This window comes from Puerhibacterium sp. TATVAM-FAB25 (assembly GCF_046535855.1).
GTDB classification, from domain to species: domain Bacteria; phylum Actinomycetota; class Actinomycetes; order Actinomycetales; family Cellulomonadaceae; genus Puerhibacterium; species Puerhibacterium variabilis_A.
The window spans coordinates 62,549-78,585 of sequence record NZ_JAXUAK010000011.1 but is presented as its reverse complement, the minus strand read 5'-3'; the positions used below and the strand labels follow the sequence as shown (position 1 = coordinate 78,585).

The following is a 16,037-nucleotide window of genomic DNA, read 5'->3' as shown; positions in this document are numbered from 1 at the left end:
CGCCCGGGGCACCACCGTCGGGGCGCCAGGGGCACCGCCGTCGTGGCGCTCAGAGCACCCGCAGCCCCGCGCCCGCGGCGGCGCCGCGCAGGTCCCGCACCGCGGCGCACGTCAGGGGCACCTGCGACGCGTCGGCGAGCACCAGCCAGTGCCGGCGCGTCACGAGCAGGTGCGGCACGCCGCTGACCAGCGCGACGGCGGCGAGGTGCAGGACCGTGCCGTCGGGGCGCACGAGCCGCACGGGGGCGCCGTCCGCCTCGGCGCCGGCCCCGGGCTCCGCGCCGGCGGCCGCGCCGCCCGCGGCGCCCGCCAGCTCCAGGCGCGCCGGCCCGGGCGCCACCGCCGTCGGGCCCTGGGGCGGCACGTCGTCGGCCAGCACCCGCACGCCCAGCACGCCGTCGCCCGCGCGGGCCCGCAGCGCGCGCACCCCGAACGAGGCCAGCAGCACCGCCAGCGGCACGGCGACGAGCCCCCCGCCCACCAGCAGGTGGACCGCCGTGACCGTGCCCGAGGCGAGCCGGCCCAGGTAGAGCAGCAGCCCGACGAGCGCCACCGGCAGGAGCGCCAGGTCCGCCCGCCGCCAGCGCGGCCGCGCCGCCCGCGGCTGGGCGAGGCCGTGCAGCACGCGCCAGCCCGTCCAGCGCGCCAGGTCGTCCCGCTGGTCGGCCGCCAGCGCCGTGACGCGGGCGAAGCGGTACCAGGCCCGCACCGTGCCGCCGAGGGCCGCCAGCGTCAGCGGCACCGCCACCGCGACGCCGACCACCCGCGCGCCGGGGTCCGGGTAGCGGAGCGCGGCGACGACCAGCAGCACCCCCGCCGCGAGCGCCAATGGGTGGAGCGCCAGCCGCAGGGCGTCGAGCGCGCCCGAGACCCCACCGACCGACCGCAGCCCGGGGTGCGGGTGCGGGCCGTCCTGCTCCGCCCGCGAGCGGTACGGGTGCTGCGCCTCGGGGTCGAGGCGGCCGGGCGCGCGCCGGTCGGCGGGCAGGGCGAGGACGCGCGGGTCGCGCAGCGCCGCCGCCCACGCCCAGCGCAGCCGCCGGGCCCGTGCCCAGCCGCGCTTGAACCACGCCCACCAGGCGAGAGCCGCGAGCACCACGACGAGGCCCAGCACCAGCGCCGCGACGTCGGAGCCCTGCCACTGCCCGCCGCCGAGGAGGACGGCGAGCGCTGGAGCGACACCCACCCCGAGGCCGAAGGAGCACAGCGCGACGACCAGCGCCCCGGCGACGAGGCGCAGGGCTCCGCTGTCGCGCTTCTCGGCGAGCCCGAGGTTCCCGGCGGCCAGGTGGTACCAGTCGCCGAAGGTGGCCGGCAGCGGCACCTCGTCCGGGAAGGGCGGTAGCTGCGCCCGGCCGCGCCCGGGCGCGACGGTCCGGACGGTCGTCGGGGTCACGGCGGCATTGTGCCCTGCGGCAACGGCCCTGGGAACCGGCGCGCCCGTCGCGTCGGCCACGTGGCGGCGAAACCGGTGGTCGGCGAGCCGGCCGGCGGCCTAGCGTGCGGCCATGCCCGAGCCCCCGCAGCTGCACGACGACGAGGTCGTCGTCACCGCCGACGACGTCCGCCGGCTCGTGGCCGCGCAGCTGCCGCGCCTGGCGCACCTGCCGGTGACGCCGGTGACGGCGTCGGGCACGGACCACCGGCTGTTCCGGCTCGGCGACGACCTCGTGGCGCGGATGCCGAAGGTGGCGTGGGCGGCCGCGCAGGCGGAGTCCGACGCCCGCTGGCTGCCGCGGCTGGCCCCGCGGCTGCCCGTCGCCGTGCCGGCGCCGGTGGCGCTGGGCGCGCCGGACGACGCCTACCCCTTCCGGTGGTCCGTGGTGCCGTGGCTGCCCGGCCGCGCCGCGGGCGACCCGCTCGCCGGGGAGCCGCTGGGGTTCGACCCGCGCGAGGGCGCCGTGCTGCTCGGTGCGGTCGTGCGGGCGCTGCGCTCCACGGGCACGGCGGGCGGCCCGGTCAAGGACGGCACCGGCCGCGGCGTGCCGCTCGCCCGCCTCGACGCCGACGTCCGGGCGGCGGTCGTGGCGTGCGGGAGCCGGGTCGACGCCCGCGCCGCCCTGCGCGCCTGGGAGCGCGCCCTCGCCGCGCCGCCGTCGTCCGTCCCGGGCTGGATCCACGGCGACCTCATGCCCGGCAACCTCCTGGCGCACGGCGGGCGGCTCACCGCCGTCATCGACTGGGGCGCCCTCGGCGTCGGCGACCCGGCCGCGGACCTGGCGCCCGCGTGGTGGCTGTTCGACGGTGCCGCGCGCCGGGCGTTCCGCGAGGCGGCCACCGACGGGCTGCCCGACGCCGACGCCGCCTGGGAGCGGGCGCGCGGCTGGGTGCTGGTGCAGGGCGTGGTGGCGCTGCCGTACTACTGGGACCGGTGGCCGGAGTTCGCCCGGGCCTCGCAGCGCCGGGTCGCCGCGGTGCTGGCGGACTCCGCCTGACGCACGCTGGTGCCATGGGACCGCTCGACGACGAGCAGCCGGCCGGGGAGCAGCGAGCCGACGACGCCGCGGCGCAGGAGCTGCGCGACGTCGCGGCCGCGTGGGACCGCGCGATGGTGGCCAACGACGTCGCCGCGATCGGCGCGTTCATGGCGGACGAGTGGTTCGTCGTCGGCTCCGACGGGAACGTGGACCGCAAGGACGCGTTCCTCGCCCGCGTGGCCTCGGGCGACCTGGTCCACGACGTCATGGAGACCCACGACATGGAGGTGCGGGTCGACGGCCGCACGGCCGTGACCGTGGCCCGCGGCGTCTCGGGCGGCCGCTACCGCGGCACCCCGTTCCTGGAGCACGAGCGGGTGTCGTGCGTGTTCGTCCGGCGGGACGGCACGTGGCTGTGCGTGCTCACGCACCTGTCCCCGCTGGAGCCACCCGACGCCGCCGGCGGCGCCCGGGGCCCCGGCTAGCGCGCCGCCGGGGTCAGCCCAGGCTCGGGTCGAGGACGTCGAACCGGTCGGCCGCCCACGGGAACACCCACAGGAACAGCACCGCGACGACGGCGGCGAGCAGCACCAGCGTCTGCAGGACGCGCCAGAACAGGTTGCCGGGCAGGTGGCGGAAGATCCAGGCGTACATCAGCGGGCTCCAGGCGTCGGCAGGGCTCGGGGCGTGAGCAGGGCTCGGGGCGTCCGGCGCGTCACAGGACGGCGGGGTCGGAGAGCACGCTCTCGGGCATGCCGTCGGCGCGGTCCATCCAGCCCACGAGCTTCGCGTAGGTGATCCAGCGGTGGGAGTTGCCGTACTCGCCCAGCGTGGGCGAGTGGCACGTGGTCAGGGTGAGCAGCCGCTCGGCGGGGACGGCACCCGGCTCGTTCGGCACCGGCGCCACGACCTCGACCTGGGTGGGCAGCACGACCTCGTGGCCGGTCACCTCGTAGACGTACCAGGCGTTGCCGGTCTCGACGACCACCTGGTCGCCCGGCTCGAGGTCGTCGACGTAGCGGAACGAGTTGCCGTGGCTGCGGCGGTGACCCGCGAGCGCGAAGTTGCCCACCTCGCCGACCTGCTGCGTCTCCGTGTAGTGGCCGGCGGCGGCCTTGTCGAGCACCGCCTGCGTGGTGCCCTCGAGGATCGGCATCGCGTTGTCGGTGCGCCCGTACCACTCCGGCACGACGAGCACGCCGAGCACCTCCCCCGGCGCGACCGCCTCGGGGACCGGCGGCTCGTCGGTGCGCAGCTCACCGGCGACGCGCGGGGCCTGCGGCAGGGTCTGCTGGAAGTCCGCCATGAGGGCCTGCGCCTCGCCCTCAGCCTCGACGCTGGTCCACCACAGCTGCCACACGACGAAGAGCCCGAGCAGCACGCCCGCGGTGACGAGCAGCTCGCCCAGGACGCCGACGCCGCCGAGCGCCACGCGGCCGGCGCGGCCTCCGCGGGTCGCGCGGGGAGCGGTCCTGGTCCCGGCCACCCTGACCTCCTCCGTGCCGATCCGGGCGGCACCGTCCGCCCCCGCCATGGCACACCCTAGGGCCCCGGCACGGGTCCGCCGCCCGCCCGGGCGACACCCGGACGGCACCGGCCGAGGGTCAGGGTCGGATCCGGGCGCCACCCGATACCGGGCGAGCGACGGCGGGGGCAGGCTCGAGACATGGAACCCACCGCCTCGACCCCCGCCCCCGACCCGCGCTACCCCGGCCCCTCCGGCGCCCCCTACCCCGGCGCTCCCTCCTCCGGCCAGCCGTACCCGCAGCAGCCGCCGTCCGGCCGTCGCACGTTCTTCCGGCCCGCACGCGGGCGCATGCTCGGCGGCGTGTGCGCCGGCGTCGCCGACTACTTCGGCTGGGACCGCACCGCGGTGCGGCTCCTGACCGTCGCGTCGCTGCTGCTGCCCGGCCCGCAGGTGCTCGCGTACCTGGTGCTGTGGGTGCTGGTGCCCGACGAGCACAAGGCCGCCGCCCGCGCCGCCCACGAGCAGGCCGGCTACACGGGCCCGTACCCGGCGCCGTCGCCCGGCCCGTCGCCGACGCCGCCCGCCGCGTGACCCGCCGCCGGCCGCGCCGGCCCGGCCCGCATACCCCGCGTGTCAGTACCAGCGCACGCCCCGGCGCGCGCTGGTACTGACACGCGCTCCGGTGCGGGCGCGCCCGCGCCAGCGCGCCGCCCCGGCGACAAACTGGGACCGTGCGCATCACCGCGGAGCTCGGGGACATCACCAAGGTCGACACCGACGCCATCGTCAACGCGGCGAACTCGTCGCTGCTGGGCGGGGGCGGAGTGGACGGCGCGATCCACGCCGCCGCGGGCCCCGAGCTGCTCGAGGCGTGCCAGGAGCTGCGCCGCACGCGGCTGCCCGGCGGCCTGGCGGTGGGCGACGCCGTCGCCACCCCCGGCTTCGCGCTGCCGGCGCGCTGGGTGATCCACACCGTGGGCCCGAACCGCCACGCCGGCCAGACCGACCCCGCGCTGCTCGGCTCGTGCTTCGCCCGGTCGCTCGAGGTCGCCGCGGGCCTCGGCGCGACGTCGGTCGCGTTCCCGGCCGTCAGCGCCGGGGTCTACGGGTGGGAGCCCGACGACGTCGCGACCATCGCCGTCGGCTCGGTGCGCGGCTGGGCGCCCCCGCCGCGGCCCGACGACGCCGCGGCCGAGCAGGCCGACGGCTCGGGCGACGTCGAGCACGTGCGGTTCGTGCTGTTCTCCGAGCGGCTGCTCGAGGCGTTCGACGCCGCCCTGGCGAGCTGACCGGTGCGGGAGCCGCAGCCGGCGCAGGTGCCCGAGGGCGCTGACGCCGACACCACGCCGACGTACTACGTCACCTTCCTGCACCGGTTCGTCGACGGCGGGGAGGACTTCGCGGCGGAGGCGACCTACCGCTTCGACGGCGAGCGGGACGTGCGCGTCGTCATCGACTGGGCCCGGCGGAACCTGCCCGAGGAGCTGCTTCTCGCGGAGGTGACCGCCGCGCGCCGGGGCGAGGAGGCCCACGGCAGGGTCCGGGTGTGGGCGCACCGCCCCGACACCCCGTGGGCGCGGCGCGTGGGGGCGGACTACACGTACTGACCGGTCGGCGGACCGACCGCCGCGCTCCGGCGGGGCCGGGTCAGGGCTGGGTCGGGGCCGGGTGAGAGCCGGGTGAGGGCCGGGTCGGGCTGGGTGGAGGCCGGTCAGCGGCGCCGCGGGTACGGCCCCTCGGGGCGGTGCTCGTCCAGCGCCTCGACGTCCTCGAACTGCAGGCTCCGGTGCCGCACCGTGCGGGTGTACAACCAGGTCAGCCCGGACAGCAGGAGCCCGACGGCGAGCAGCGCGCCGGCGATCGTGTACTGCGGCATCTGCTCGGCGCTGCGGGCCCACGGCCCGGCCAGGAACGCGCAGGTGAGCGCGCCCAGCACGGCCAGCGGCGTCCAGGTGCGGAAGTGGGCGTGCGCGACGTGGTCGCGCCGCAGCACCAGCAGCGCCACGTTGACGACGGTGAAGACCACCAGCAGCAGCAGCGACGTCGTCCCGCCGAGCAGGGCGACGGCGCTGGCGCCGGACTCGGTGCCGGACTCGCGCACCACCCACGTGATGAGGCCGAACGCGATCACCGTGGTCACGAGGATCGACACCCACGGGGTGCGGCGGGTCGGGTGGACGGCGCCGAACGAGCGCGGCAGCACGCCCTGGTTCGCCAGCCCGTAGAGCAGCCGCGAGGCCATCAGCATGTTGATGAGGGCCGAGTTGGCCACGGCGAACATGCCGATGAACGGGAAGATCGTGTCGAACGGCAGGTTCGGCGCGCCGGCGGCGACCACCTGGGTCAGGGCCGAGCCGCGCGACTCGTCGACGAGGTTGCCGACGGGCACCAGCGCGACGGCGGTGATCGCCACGAGCACGTAGATCAGCCCCGTGATCGACAGGCCCGTGAGCATCATGCGGGGGAAGTCGCGCACGGGGTCCTTGGTCTCCTCGGCCATGTTCACCGAGTCCTCGAACCCGACCATCGCGAAGAACGCCAGGGTGGTCGCGGCGGTGATCGCGAGGAACACGCCCTTGTCGTCCGACGACTCGAAGACCACCACGCGGGAGAACTCGGCGCGGCCCTGCGTCATCCCCCACAGGCCCACGAAGATCACCAGCAGCAGGCCCGAGAGCTCGACGAGCGTGAGCACGACGTTCGCCTTGACGCTCTCCCCCACGCCGCGCAGGTTCACCAGGGCGACGAGGGCCATGAACCCCAGCGCGACGAGCAGCAGCCCGCCGCTGCCCGGCGCGAGCCCGAGGCCGAACCCGTCCGAGAGGAAGCCGGCGAACGCGTTCGCCGCCGTCGACGCCGAGGTGATGCCCGAGGACATCACCATGAACGCCACCACGAACGTGACCACGTGGATGCCGAACGCCTTGTGCGTGTACAGCGCCGCGCCCGCCGCGTGCGGGTACTTGGTGACCAGCTCGAGGTAGCTCAGCCCGGTGATCGTGGCCACGGCGAACGCGACCAGGAACGGCGCCCACGCCGCTCCGCCGACCTCGCCGGCCACCTGGCCGGTCAGCGCGTACACGCCGGTGCCGAGGATGTCCCCGACGATGAACAGCAGGAGCAGCTTCGGCCCCATGACCCGTCGCAGCCCACCCTCGGGCGCGACGGCCGTCTCGTTCGGTGCGACCTGGCTCATCGGGTCCTCCTCGTCGTCCCCGTGCTGCCGCCCGTGGCAGCTCTGCCCCGTGCCGCCTCCCCCTCGCTGCGAATGTCTCACGGATGGGTGACACACGTCACCCGGGGCCGCTCGGGGCCCGCCCGGGTGCCTGCGGGCCGGGGCGCTCGCAGCATGGCCGGGGACGGCGCGCCGGCGGGGCGCGCCGCACGGAGGGGACCCACCGAGGGAGGGCCATGAGCAGCAGCGAGCAGACCGGCGCCGGCACGGTCGCGGACGGGATCGTCGGGCGCCTCGTCGACTGGGGCGTCGAGCGCGTCTTCGGCTACGCGGGCGACGGCATCGACCCGCTGCTGGCGGCGCTGCGGCGGCGCGAGGACGACGTCGAGCTGGTCACCGCCCGCCACGAGGAGATGGCGGCGTTCATGGCCACCGGCCACGCCAAGTACTCCGGCACGGTGGGAGTCTGCCTGGCCACCCAGGGCCCGGGCGCGATCCACCTGCTCAACGGCCTGTACGACGCCAAGCTCGACCGCCGGCCGGTCGTGGCGATCGTCGGGCAGGTGGTGACGACGGCGCTGGGCTCGGGCTACCTGCAGGAGGTGGACCTGCACACGCTGTTCAAGGACGTGTGCGCCCAGTACGTGCAGACCGTCATGGCGCCGGAGCAGCTCCCGCACGTGCTCGACGACGCCTTCCGCACCGCGCGGGCCGCCTCCAGCCCGGTGTGCGTGATCGTGCCGCACGACGTGCAGAAGGCCGACCTGCCCGAGCTCGGCCAGGAGCACGGGGTCGTCGTGTCCTCCACGGCCGTCGCCCGCCCGCGGGTCGTGCCGCACGACGACGACCTGCGGCGCGCCGCCGACGTGCTTACCGCGGGCGAGCGCGTCGCCGTGCTGGTCGGCCAGGGCGCCCGCGGCGCGACGGAGCAGGTGCGCGCCGTCGTCGAGCGCCTCGGCGCCGGCGTGACGACGTCGCTGCTGGGCAAGCCGCTGCTCGACGAGTCGCTGCCGTACCACTGCGGGGTCATGGGGCACCTGGGCACCACGGCGTCGGCCGACCTCATGGCCGGGTGCGACACCCTGCTGATCGTCGGCAGCAACGACCCGTGGACCGAGTTCTACCCCGCCCCCGGCCGGGCCCGCGCGGTGCAGGTCGACCTGACCGGCCGCAACGTCGGGGCGAAGTACCCGGTCGAGGCGCCGCTCGTCGGGGACGCCGCCGAGACGCTCGAGGCGCTGCTGCCGCTGCTGCCCGAGCGGGCCGGCTGGCGCGGGGAGGTGGAGGGCTTCGTGCGCGGGTGGCAGGACGTCGCCGCCCGGCGGGGCGAGCAGCGCACCGCGGCGCTCAACCCGCAGCTCGTGGTGCACGAGCTGTCCGCCCACCTGCCGGCGGACGCCCAGGTGGCCGTCGACGTCGGCTCGGTGACCTACTGGTACGCCCGGTTCCTGCGCCTGCCGGCCGGGGTGCCGGCCCACCTGAGCAGCACGCTCGCGTCGATGGGCTCCGCGATGCCGTACGGGCTGGCCGCGAAGCTGCTGCACCCCGACCGGCCCGTCGTGGCGCTCGCGGGCGACGGCGCCATGCAGATGAACGGCATCAACGAGCTGGTCACCGTGGCCGCCCGGTGGCGCGACTGGGCCGACCCGCGGTTCGTGGTGCTCGTGCTGAACAACCGCGACCTCGCCGAGGTGTCGTGGGAGCAGCGGGAGATGGAGGGCGACCCGCGCTTCGCCACCTCCCAGCACGTGCCGGACTTCCCCTACGCCGGGTACGCCGAGCTGCTCGGCCTGCGCGGGATCCGCGTCGAGCGGCCGGAGCAGGTCGCCGACGCCTGGCGCGAGGCGCTCGCGGCCGACCGGCCGGTGGTGGTCGAGGCCGTCGTCGACCGTGACACGCCGCTGCTCGCGCCGCGCGTGCCGGAGGCGAAGGTCGACCAGATGCGCCAGGGCCTGGCGCAGGAGGCCGACGGCGACGCCGCCGCCGGCCTCCTGGACGAGCAGCGCGGCCACGAGGGGGCCGCCGAGGGCTGAGCCGCGCGGGGCCGGCGCCGCACGCGGTGCCGGTCACCGCCGCCGGCGGAACCCCCACGCCGCGGCGACGGCGAACACGAGCGCGAGGCCGGCGCACCACGCCACGGCCAGCAGCGCCGTCGCGCCGACGTCGGCCCCGGGCGCCGCACCGACCAGCAGCGAGCGCACCGTCTCGATGACCGGCGTGACCGGCTGGTGCTCGGCGAAGCCGCGCAGCCACGTCGGCATGGTGTCCACGGGCACGAAGGCGCTGGAGACGTACGGCAGGAACATGACGAAGAACGTGAAGCCGCTCGCGGCGTCGGGCGAGCGCACCAGCACGCCGACGAAGGCCGCGGCCCAGCTGATCGCGTGGACGAACAGCAGCAGGAGCCCGACGGCGCCGAGCCAGCCGAGCAGCGAGGCGTCGGGCCGGAAGCCGACGGCCACCGCCACGCCGAAGACGATGGCGGCGGTGACCAGGTTCTTCACCAGGCTGGCCGCCACGTGCCCGGTGAGCAGCGTCCACGGGGCCATCGGCATGGAGCGCAGCCGGTCCACCATGCCGCCGGACATGTCGTGCTCGACGGCCATGGCGGTGCTCGCGGCGCCGAACCCCGCGCACAGCAGGATGATGCCCGGCGTCGCGTAGGTGACGTAGGAGCCGCCGCCCACGTCCATCGCGCCGCCGAACACGTACGTGAACAGCAGCAGGATCACCACGGGCAGGACGGCGGCCGTGATGATCGAGTCGACGTCGCGGCGCGCGAGCCGCAGCGCGCGCCCGGACATCGTGACGGCGTCGGCGAGCGCGTCGCCGACGCGGCCCAGCGCAGAGGCCGGGCCGGCGGCGCGCACGCCGCCGGTGCGGTGCGCCGCCGGCGGCGACGCGGGGGACGGGGCGAGGGCGGTCATGCCGCCACCTCCTTCGCGGGCTGGTCGGTGGGCTGGTCGGTGGGCCGGTCGGTGGGCTGGTCGGTGGGCGGGCCGGCCGCCTGGCCCGCCCGGCTCGTGTGGTGGCCGGTGAGGGCCAGGAACGCGTCGTCGAGCGTGGGCTGGCGCACGGTCCACGCGGTGGGCACGACGCCGGTGGCCGCGACGACGTCGAGCACCCCGCGGGCGTGGCCGAGCGAGCCGTCGGTGGGCGCGAGCACCTGCGCGCCCTCGGCCGCCGGCAGCCCGAGCGCCGCGCGCACGCGGGCGGCGTCGGCCGTCGTGGCGAGGTCGAGCTCGACGCTCGCCTCCCCCACCTGGCGCTTCAGCTGCGCCGGTGTGCCCTCGGCGGCCACCCGGCCGCCGTCGACGAGCGCGACCCGGTCGGCGAGGCGGTCGGCCTCCTCGAGGTACTGGGTGGTGAGGAACAGGCTGGTGCCCGCGGCGACGACGTCGCGCACCGTCTCCCACACGGCCTGGCGCGAGCGCGGGTCGAGCCCGGTGGTGGGCTCGTCCAGGAACAGCACCTGCGGCCGGGTGAGCAGCCCGGCGGCGAGGTCGAGGCGACGGCGCGTCCCCCCGGAGCAGGCGGCGGCGAGGCGGTCGGCGACGCCGGTGAGGTCGAACGCGTCGAGCAGCCCGTCGACGCGGTCGCGCACGACGCGCCGGGGTAGGTGGGCCAGCCGGCCCATCATCGTGAGGTTCTCCCGGGCGGTCTGCTTGAGGTCGAGCGCCACCTGCTGCCCCGTGAGGCTGATGACCGAGCGCACGCGGGCTGCGTCGCGCACGACGTCGTGGCCGGCGACGGTGGCCCGGCCGCCGTCGGGGCGCAGCAGCGTGGTGAGGATCCGCACCGTGGTGGTCTTGCCGGCGCCGTTGGGCCCCAGGAGGGCGAGGACCTCGCCGCGGTGCAGCGCGAGGTCGACGCCGTCGAGCACGCGGACGCGGCGGCGCGGGGGACCGAAGTCCTTGCGCAGCCCCTCCGCCAGGACGAGCACGTCGGTCATGGTGGCTCCCGGTTCGCGTCGATGTTGCGGTACTAAACTGTTTATGAGCATTACCATGTTTACGGTAGAGACAGTTTGCAGGTGCGTCAAGGGTGCGGCGCGGAGCGGGCAGGATGGGCGGCATGAGCGAAGCCGGAACCGAGGCCGTCGTCCCGCCGGAGCTGCAGCGGCTGTGGCGCCGGCAGCCCGCGGGACGCCGCGGCCCCAAGCCGGCCCTGAGCGTCGACCGGATCGTGCAGGCCGCCGTCGAGCTCGCCGACGCGGAGGGCCTCGCCGCCGTCTCCATGGCCCGCGTGGCCGAGTCCCTCGGCTTCACGCCGATGGCCCTGTACCGGCACGTCTCCGGCAAGGACGAGCTGCTCGTGCTCATGTCCGACGCCGTCCCCGGCCCCCCGGACATCCCCGCGGACCTCGGCTGGCGCGACGGGCTCGAGCTGTGGACCCGCAGCCAGATCGAGCTCACCGTCTCGCGCCCCTGGTACCTCGACCTGCCGCTCAGCAGCGTGACGCCCGGCCCGCAGCGCACGGCCTGGATCGACGCCGCGTTCTACGCGATGCGGGACCTGACCCTGCCCGCCGACGAGAAGCTGGCGATCACCGGGCTGCTGGCCCAGCACGTGCTCGGCGAGACGCGCGTCCAGGTCGAGAGCCGGCGCGCGGCGGCCGAGCGGGTGCGGCGTGCGGCCGGGCTGGGCGCGGACGTCCCCGAGTCCGAGCTCGACCCCGCCGCCCTCGAGGCGGCGAACCCGTACGCCGACTTCGAGCTGATCCTCACGCGCCTCGCGTCGCCCGCGGAGTACCCCAACCTCGCCGGGGCGCTGGCCGCCTGGGACCCCGAGCCCGAGGGCGGCCGGGGCACCGACGACGACGTCGCGTTCGGCATCGACGTGATCCTCGACGGCATCGAGGCGTGGGTCGCGCGACGCGGGGCCGGGCGGGCCTGACCCTGGCGGACCGTGGCCGACCCGGTGGTGCCGGCGCGGTGGTGCCGGCGCAGCGCCGCGCCGGGGCGGCGAGCGTGCGCCCACCGGCACCCCGGCGGCTGCCGTCCCCAGGCGGGGGTGCCGGGTACCGCTGTGTCGGCGGGCGGCGGCAGGCTGAGGGCATGACGACGACGAACGACGCGGCCACCGACGGCGCCGCGCACGCGGACGGCGCACCGGCGGGCGCCGCCGCCGACATGCCCGCGCCGGAGGGGGGCGCCGAGAGCGCGCCGGCGCGGTGCTTCGGCGACGGTGACCCGCTCTACGAGGCGTACCACGACACCGAGTGGGGCCGGCCGGTGCACGGCGAGGCGGCGCTGCTCGAGCGGATCGCGCTCGAGGGCTTCCAGTCGGGGCTGGCCTGGATCACGGTGCTGCGCAAGCGCCCGGCGTTCCGGGAGCTGTTCCACGGCTTCGACCCCGAGCGCGTCGCGGCGATGACGGAGGCCGACGTCGAGCGCCTGATGGGCGACGCCCGGATCATCCGCAACCGCGCCAAGATCGAGGCGACGATCGCCAACGCCCGCGCCGTCGTGGCGCTGCACGCGGAGGGCACGACGCTCGACGAGGTGTTCTGGTCCTTCGCCCCGCCGCCCCGCGCGGCGAACCCGGGGCCGGGCGAGGTGCCGGCGACGACGCCCGAGTCCGCCGCGATGGCCAAGGCGCTGAAGAAGCGCGGCTTCCGGTTCTTCGGCCCGACGACGGCGTACGCGGCGATGCAGGCGTGCGGCCTCGTCGACGACCACCTGGCGACGTGCCCCGTGGTGCTCGCGCGGTCCTGACCGCACGCGCCGCACGGCCAGGTCGGCACCTGCCGCCGGTGTGCACGCCTGACCAGCGACGACGACGCAGCGGTGCGAAGGTGGTCCCATGGCACGCAGCACGCGCCGCCCCACCCAGCGGCCGCACTTGACCGCCGTCGTCGAGGACACCGTCCTGAACGTCCTCGGCCCGTTCCTGCGCCGCACCTTCGGCTGGACGCCGCGCGTGGAGGCCTACACCGGGTACGGGACGCCCGAGCGGGTCCGCGTGCTCGCTCGGGTCGTGCTGGCACCGCGGCGGGCCCCGCGCCCCGGGCCGGAGCCGGACCGGCGCGGGTTCCGCGCCTACCTGGCGGTGCCGGCGCCCAAGGAGCGGATCCTCGTGACGGTCGAGGGCGTGCAGGTCGCCGTCGACGCCGACCGGGCCGGCTACGTCGACGTCGAGGTCGACCTGCCGCCCGGGCGCCCGCTGCCGGCGGGCTGGCAGCGGGCGGAGCTCGCCCCGGTGCAGGGCGGCCCGGCGGCGCCGGTGACGACGGCGGCGCTGCGCGTGGTGGACGACGCGCCGACGCTCGGGGTGATCAGCGACATCGACGACACCACGATGGTGACGATGGTGCCGCGGCTGCTGCTCGCGGCGTGGAACTCCTTCGTGCGCCCCACGGCGGCGCGCACCCCGGTGCACGGCATGTCGCGGCTGTACGCGCAGGTGGCCGCCGCGCACCCCGAGGCCCCGTTCGTCTACGTCTCGACCGGCGCGTGGAACACCGCGGGCACGCTGCGCCGGTTCCTGGCCCGCCACGGGTTCCCCCCGGGCCCGCTCATGCTCACCGACTTCGGCCCGACGCAGACCGGCTGGTTCCGCAGCGGGCGCGACCACAAGGACACCGAGATCGACCGGCTCATGGCCACGTTCCCGAGCGTCACGTGGCTGCTGGTCGGCGACGACGGCCAGCACGACCCGGACATCTACGCGCGGGCCACCGAGCGCTGGCCCGGCCGCGTGGCCGCGGTGGCGATCCGCACCCTGACCCCGGCCCAGCGGGTGCTCGCCGTCGGGTCGGGGCCCGCGGGCAGCCGCACCGCCGCCCCGCCCGAGCACCTGCCGCACGCCGCCGGCGTGCCCACCGTGGTCGCGCCCGACGGGGCGGTCCTCGCCCGGCGCCTCGCCGCCGAGGTGCCGGGCGTGCTCACCGCTCCCCCTCGGGGAGAATGAGCCGCGATGAGCACCTTCAGCTACCCCAGCGACAGCTTCCCCGCGTTCCCCGGCGTGACGCTCGAGTGCCCGCAGGGCTGGGTGCCCCAGCCCGTGCCCGGGGCCCAGCTCGCCGTCGCGCGACCCACCGGCGGCCTCGTCGCCAACGTCGTGGTCGTGTTCTCGCGGCTCCTGCCCGGCCAGTCCCTCGAGGGCGCCACCGACGAGTCGATCTCGCGCTTCAGCGCGCTGCCCGGCGCGACGCTCGAGCGCACCGAGGTGAAGGTGTCCGGGCTGGTCGGACAGCGGATCGAGGCCTCGTGGACCGACCCGCGGGCCGGCGCGGTCACGCAGGCGGTGCACCTGGCCGTCGTCGAGCACGACGGCGTCGCCGACCTCGTGCAGGTCACGGGCACGTGCGGCGGCCCGCAGGCGGCGAAGACGCTCGCCGCGATCCGGGAGATCCAGGACAGCGTGCAGATCGACGCCTGACCGGGCGCCGGCGACAGGCCGTCGGTCGCGCTGCGCCGGCGACCGGCCGTCAGTCCCCTGCGCCGGCGACCGGCCGTCAGTCCCGCTGCGCCGGTCCGAGGGCGGCGAGGTCCGCCAGCCGCGCCCGCCAGAACTGCTTGAGAGTCGCGGCGTCCTCGGCCGTCGGGATGCCCCGGTGGGTCGCGGAGAGCCGCACGCGGCCGGTGGGCTCGCCGGCGGCGTCGCGGGGCTGGTAGAAGTCGAGGACCACGCTGCCGGGCTTCTCGGCGGGCGCGCCGACCGCGCCGACCGGCCAGGCGATCCGGACGGAGCGGCCGTCGACGCCGCCCGCCACCTCGGACCGCTCCCCCGCCGACATCTCCGGCAGCGCCGGGTCCAGCCAGCGCGCCCGGGCGCCGGCGTCGGCCAGCAGCGGGTACCAGTCCTTGACGGTGCCCGGCAGCGTCTTGGACGGCGCGGCCTCGAAGTGCCCGCCCCGGCGCTGGCCGGGGGCCCGCAGCCCGCGCTCCTGCTCGTACGCCACGGTGACGGACTGTGCCCACCACCCGTCGACGCCGTGGGTGTCCACGAGCCAGGCGGCGATCTGCGGGTGCGGCCAGCCGGTCGCGCCGGCGTCGTCGAGGAGGGCGAACCACTCGGGCCGGGGGCGGCCGGTCGCGGCGACGACGCTGTCCTCGCCGACCGCCTCGGTGCTGCGTCGGGTGCTCATGCGGGCCAGCCTACGGACCGGCACCGACCCCGTGTCAGGCCCTCGGTGCGCCCTACCGCACCCTCGTTCTGACAACCCAGGAGCCCTGGGTTGTCAGAACCAGCGCACGCCATAGCCCGCCCTCGTTCTGACAACCCCGGAGGGCCGGCGGGCTGTCAGCACCAGCGCAGGCCGAAGCGTGCGCTGGTACTGACAACCGCGGGGGACAGCCGGGGGGGACGCGGGTCAGACCGAGAGCTCCTGGCCGCTCATGCGGTGGATCGAGGCCATGACCTGGTCGGTGAGCTCGCGGCGCACCTGCGCCGGGCGGGCGCCCGTGGTGAGCTGGCGCGACGGGTCGATCGGTGCGCCGAAGTGCACCTGCACGCCCCGGTAGGGCCGCGGCAGCCGCTTGCCGACCGGCTGCACCTTGTCCGTGCCCCGCAGCGCCACCGGCACGACGGGCGCCTGGCCGGCCAGCGCCAGCCAGGCCACCCCCGTGTGGCCGGGGTGCAGCTTGCCGTCGCGCGAGCGGGTGCCCTCGGGGTAGATCCCGAACGCGCCCCCGCGGCGCAGCACCACCAGCGCGTCCTCGAGGGAGCGCTGCCCGGCGCGCGGGTCCTGCCGGTCGACGGGGATGTTGCCCATCGTGGTGAAGAACCAGCGGGAGACGCGGCCCTTGATCCCCGTGCCCGTGAAGTACTCCGCCTTGGCGATGAACGTGACGTGCCGCGGCACCACCAGCGGGATGATCAGCGAGTCGATGAACGACAGGTGGTTGCTCGCCAGGATCACCGGTCCGCGCCGCGGGACGTTGTGCAGGCCGGTCACCTGCGGCCGCAGCAGCACGTACGCCACGAGCGACAGCAGCAGGCGGAGAAGACGGTAGGTCACCGGCTCATTGTG

At 76.5% G+C, this 16,037-nt stretch carries 18 protein-coding genes; 10 read left to right on the top strand and 8 right to left on the bottom strand.

Annotated features, from left to right (window positions below; all coding sequences use genetic code 11):
* Positions 1-49: 49 nt before the first annotated feature.
* Entirely contained in the window at positions 50-1,396 is a 1,347-nt protein-coding gene (locus U5M74_RS11465) for a hypothetical protein (RefSeq protein WP_410909081.1), read from the bottom strand.
* 112 nt (positions 1,397-1,508) lie between these two features.
* On the opposite strand from U5M74_RS11465, the gene U5M74_RS11460 reads away from it, so the two are divergent.
* Together U5M74_RS11460 and U5M74_RS11455 are read left to right on the top strand one after the other, a co-directional pair.
* On the top strand, positions 1,509-2,435 hold the full coding sequence (locus tag U5M74_RS11460; RefSeq protein ID WP_410909080.1) for an aminoglycoside phosphotransferase family protein: 927 nt from the start codon (positions 1,509-1,511) through the stop codon (positions 2,433-2,435).
* Between the two features lie 14 nt (positions 2,436-2,449).
* Complete coding sequence (locus U5M74_RS11455; protein WP_410909079.1) at positions 2,450-2,902, top strand: nuclear transport factor 2 family protein; 453 nt, start codon at positions 2,450-2,452, stop codon at positions 2,900-2,902.
* A 13-nt stretch (positions 2,903-2,915) separates the two neighbouring features.
* Here U5M74_RS11455 and U5M74_RS11450 read toward each other — a convergent pair whose 3' ends face one another.
* Together U5M74_RS11450 and U5M74_RS11445 are read right to left on the bottom strand one after the other, a co-directional pair.
* Positions 2,916-3,071, bottom strand: a complete 156-nt coding sequence (locus U5M74_RS11450) for a hypothetical protein (RefSeq protein ID WP_171906098.1) — start codon at positions 3,069-3,071, stop codon at positions 2,916-2,918.
* A gap of 61 nt (positions 3,072-3,132) precedes the next feature.
* Positions 3,133-3,951, bottom strand: a complete 819-nt coding sequence (locus U5M74_RS11445) for a class E sortase (RefSeq protein WP_410909078.1) — start codon at positions 3,949-3,951, stop codon at positions 3,133-3,135.
* 132 nt (positions 3,952-4,083) lie between these two features.
* Between U5M74_RS11445 and U5M74_RS11440 the strand changes: the two genes are divergently transcribed.
* From U5M74_RS11440 to U5M74_RS11430, 3 genes are all read left to right on the top strand, one after another.
* Positions 4,084-4,476, top strand: a complete 393-nt coding sequence (locus U5M74_RS11440) for a PspC domain-containing protein (RefSeq protein ID WP_410909077.1) — start codon at positions 4,084-4,086, stop codon at positions 4,474-4,476.
* A 140-nt stretch (positions 4,477-4,616) separates the two neighbouring features.
* Positions 4,617-5,174, top strand: coding sequence for an O-acetyl-ADP-ribose deacetylase (locus tag U5M74_RS11435; protein WP_410909076.1), 558 nt, complete (start codon positions 4,617-4,619; stop codon positions 5,172-5,174).
* A 3-nt stretch (positions 5,175-5,177) separates the two neighbouring features.
* Entirely contained in the window at positions 5,178-5,492 is a 315-nt protein-coding gene (locus U5M74_RS11430; protein WP_410909075.1) for a hypothetical protein, read from the top strand.
* A 104-nt stretch (positions 5,493-5,596) separates the two neighbouring features.
* Here U5M74_RS11430 and U5M74_RS11425 read toward each other — a convergent pair whose 3' ends face one another.
* Positions 5,597-7,081, bottom strand: coding sequence for an APC family permease (locus U5M74_RS11425; protein ID WP_410909074.1), 1,485 nt, complete (start codon positions 7,079-7,081; stop codon positions 5,597-5,599).
* Between the two features lie 215 nt (positions 7,082-7,296).
* Here U5M74_RS11425 and U5M74_RS11420 point away from each other — a divergent pair, with 215 nt between their 5' ends.
* The gene (locus U5M74_RS11420) at positions 7,297-9,093 is read left to right on the top strand and encodes a thiamine pyrophosphate-requiring protein (protein ID WP_410909073.1); all 1,797 of its coding nucleotides are present in this window, start codon (positions 7,297-7,299) and stop codon (positions 9,091-9,093) included.
* 33 nt (positions 9,094-9,126) lie between these two features.
* Here the strand turns inward: U5M74_RS11420 and U5M74_RS11415 are convergent, their stop codons facing one another.
* The gene (locus U5M74_RS11415; RefSeq protein ID WP_410909072.1) at positions 9,127-9,987 is read right to left on the bottom strand and encodes an ABC transporter permease; all 861 of its coding nucleotides are present in this window, start codon (positions 9,985-9,987) and stop codon (positions 9,127-9,129) included.
* Positions 9,984-11,012, bottom strand: coding sequence for an ATP-binding cassette domain-containing protein (locus U5M74_RS11410; RefSeq protein ID WP_410909071.1), 1,029 nt, complete (start codon positions 11,010-11,012; stop codon positions 9,984-9,986). Before U5M74_RS11410 ends, U5M74_RS11415 begins: the two co-directional genes overlap by 4 nt.
* Positions 11,013-11,134: 122 nt before the next feature.
* Here U5M74_RS11410 and U5M74_RS11405 point away from each other — a divergent pair, with 122 nt between their 5' ends.
* The 4 genes from U5M74_RS11405 (at position 11,135) to U5M74_RS11390 (ending at position 14,443) form a co-directional block, all read left to right on the top strand.
* Positions 11,135-11,956: a TetR/AcrR family transcriptional regulator gene (locus U5M74_RS11405; RefSeq protein WP_410909070.1), complete on the top strand. Its 822-nt coding sequence runs from the start codon at positions 11,135-11,137 to the stop codon at positions 11,954-11,956.
* Positions 11,957-12,192: 236 nt separating this feature from the next.
* Positions 12,193-12,777, top strand: coding sequence for a DNA-3-methyladenine glycosylase I (locus U5M74_RS11400; protein ID WP_410909113.1), 585 nt, complete (start codon positions 12,193-12,195; stop codon positions 12,775-12,777).
* 88 nt (positions 12,778-12,865) lie between these two features.
* The gene (locus U5M74_RS11395) at positions 12,866-13,972 is read left to right on the top strand and encodes an App1 family protein (protein ID WP_410909069.1); all 1,107 of its coding nucleotides are present in this window, start codon (positions 12,866-12,868) and stop codon (positions 13,970-13,972) included.
* A 6-nt stretch (positions 13,973-13,978) separates the two neighbouring features.
* Entirely contained in the window at positions 13,979-14,443 is a 465-nt protein-coding gene (locus U5M74_RS11390; protein WP_069983726.1) for a hypothetical protein, read from the top strand.
* Positions 14,444-14,519: 76 nt separating this feature from the next.
* On the opposite strand, the gene U5M74_RS11385 is transcribed toward U5M74_RS11390, so the two are convergent.
* Together U5M74_RS11385 and U5M74_RS11380 are read right to left on the bottom strand one after the other, a co-directional pair.
* Positions 14,520-15,152 carry a hypothetical protein gene (locus U5M74_RS11385; protein WP_410909068.1) on the bottom strand — a complete coding sequence of 211 codons (633 nt, stop codon included), beginning with the start codon at positions 15,150-15,152 and terminating at the stop codon, positions 14,520-14,522.
* A 225-nt stretch (positions 15,153-15,377) separates the two neighbouring features.
* On the bottom strand, positions 15,378-16,025 hold the full coding sequence (locus tag U5M74_RS11380; RefSeq protein WP_410909067.1) for a lysophospholipid acyltransferase family protein: 648 nt from the start codon (positions 16,023-16,025) through the stop codon (positions 15,378-15,380).
* Between the last annotated feature and the right edge of the window lie 12 nt (positions 16,026-16,037).

Excerpts from the sequence above, each read along its gene's own strand:
- U5M74_RS11460 (WP_410909080.1), top strand. The coding sequence starts at position 1,509 with ATGCCCGAGCCCCCGCAGCTGCACGACGACGAGGTCGTCGTCACCGCC.
- U5M74_RS11455 (WP_410909079.1), top strand. The coding sequence starts at position 2,450 with ATGGGACCGCTCGACGACGAGCAGCCGGCCGGGGAGCAGCGAGCCGAC.
- U5M74_RS11450 (WP_171906098.1), bottom strand. The coding sequence starts at position 3,071 with ATGTACGCCTGGATCTTCCGCCACCTGCCCGGCAACCTGTTCTGGCGC.
- U5M74_RS11445 (WP_410909078.1), bottom strand. The coding sequence starts at position 3,951 with ATGGCGGGGGCGGACGGTGCCGCCCGGATCGGCACGGAGGAGGTCAGG.
- U5M74_RS11440 (WP_410909077.1), top strand. The coding sequence starts at position 4,084 with ATGGAACCCACCGCCTCGACCCCCGCCCCCGACCCGCGCTACCCCGGC.
- U5M74_RS11425 (WP_410909074.1), bottom strand. The coding sequence starts at position 7,081 with ATGAGCCAGGTCGCACCGAACGAGACGGCCGTCGCGCCCGAGGGTGGG.
- U5M74_RS11420 (WP_410909073.1), top strand. The coding sequence starts at position 7,297 with ATGAGCAGCAGCGAGCAGACCGGCGCCGGCACGGTCGCGGACGGGATC.
- U5M74_RS11415 (WP_410909072.1), bottom strand. The coding sequence starts at position 9,987 with ATGACCGCCCTCGCCCCGTCCCCCGCGTCGCCGCCGGCGGCGCACCGC.
- U5M74_RS11410 (WP_410909071.1), bottom strand. The coding sequence starts at position 11,012 with ATGACCGACGTGCTCGTCCTGGCGGAGGGGCTGCGCAAGGACTTCGGT.
- U5M74_RS11405 (WP_410909070.1), top strand. The coding sequence starts at position 11,135 with ATGAGCGAAGCCGGAACCGAGGCCGTCGTCCCGCCGGAGCTGCAGCGG.
- U5M74_RS11400 (WP_410909113.1), top strand. The coding sequence starts at position 12,193 with ATGCCCGCGCCGGAGGGGGGCGCCGAGAGCGCGCCGGCGCGGTGCTTC.
- U5M74_RS11395 (WP_410909069.1), top strand. The coding sequence starts at position 12,866 with ATGGCACGCAGCACGCGCCGCCCCACCCAGCGGCCGCACTTGACCGCC.
- U5M74_RS11390 (WP_069983726.1), top strand. The coding sequence starts at position 13,979 with ATGAGCACCTTCAGCTACCCCAGCGACAGCTTCCCCGCGTTCCCCGGC.
- U5M74_RS11385 (WP_410909068.1), bottom strand. The coding sequence starts at position 15,152 with ATGAGCACCCGACGCAGCACCGAGGCGGTCGGCGAGGACAGCGTCGTC.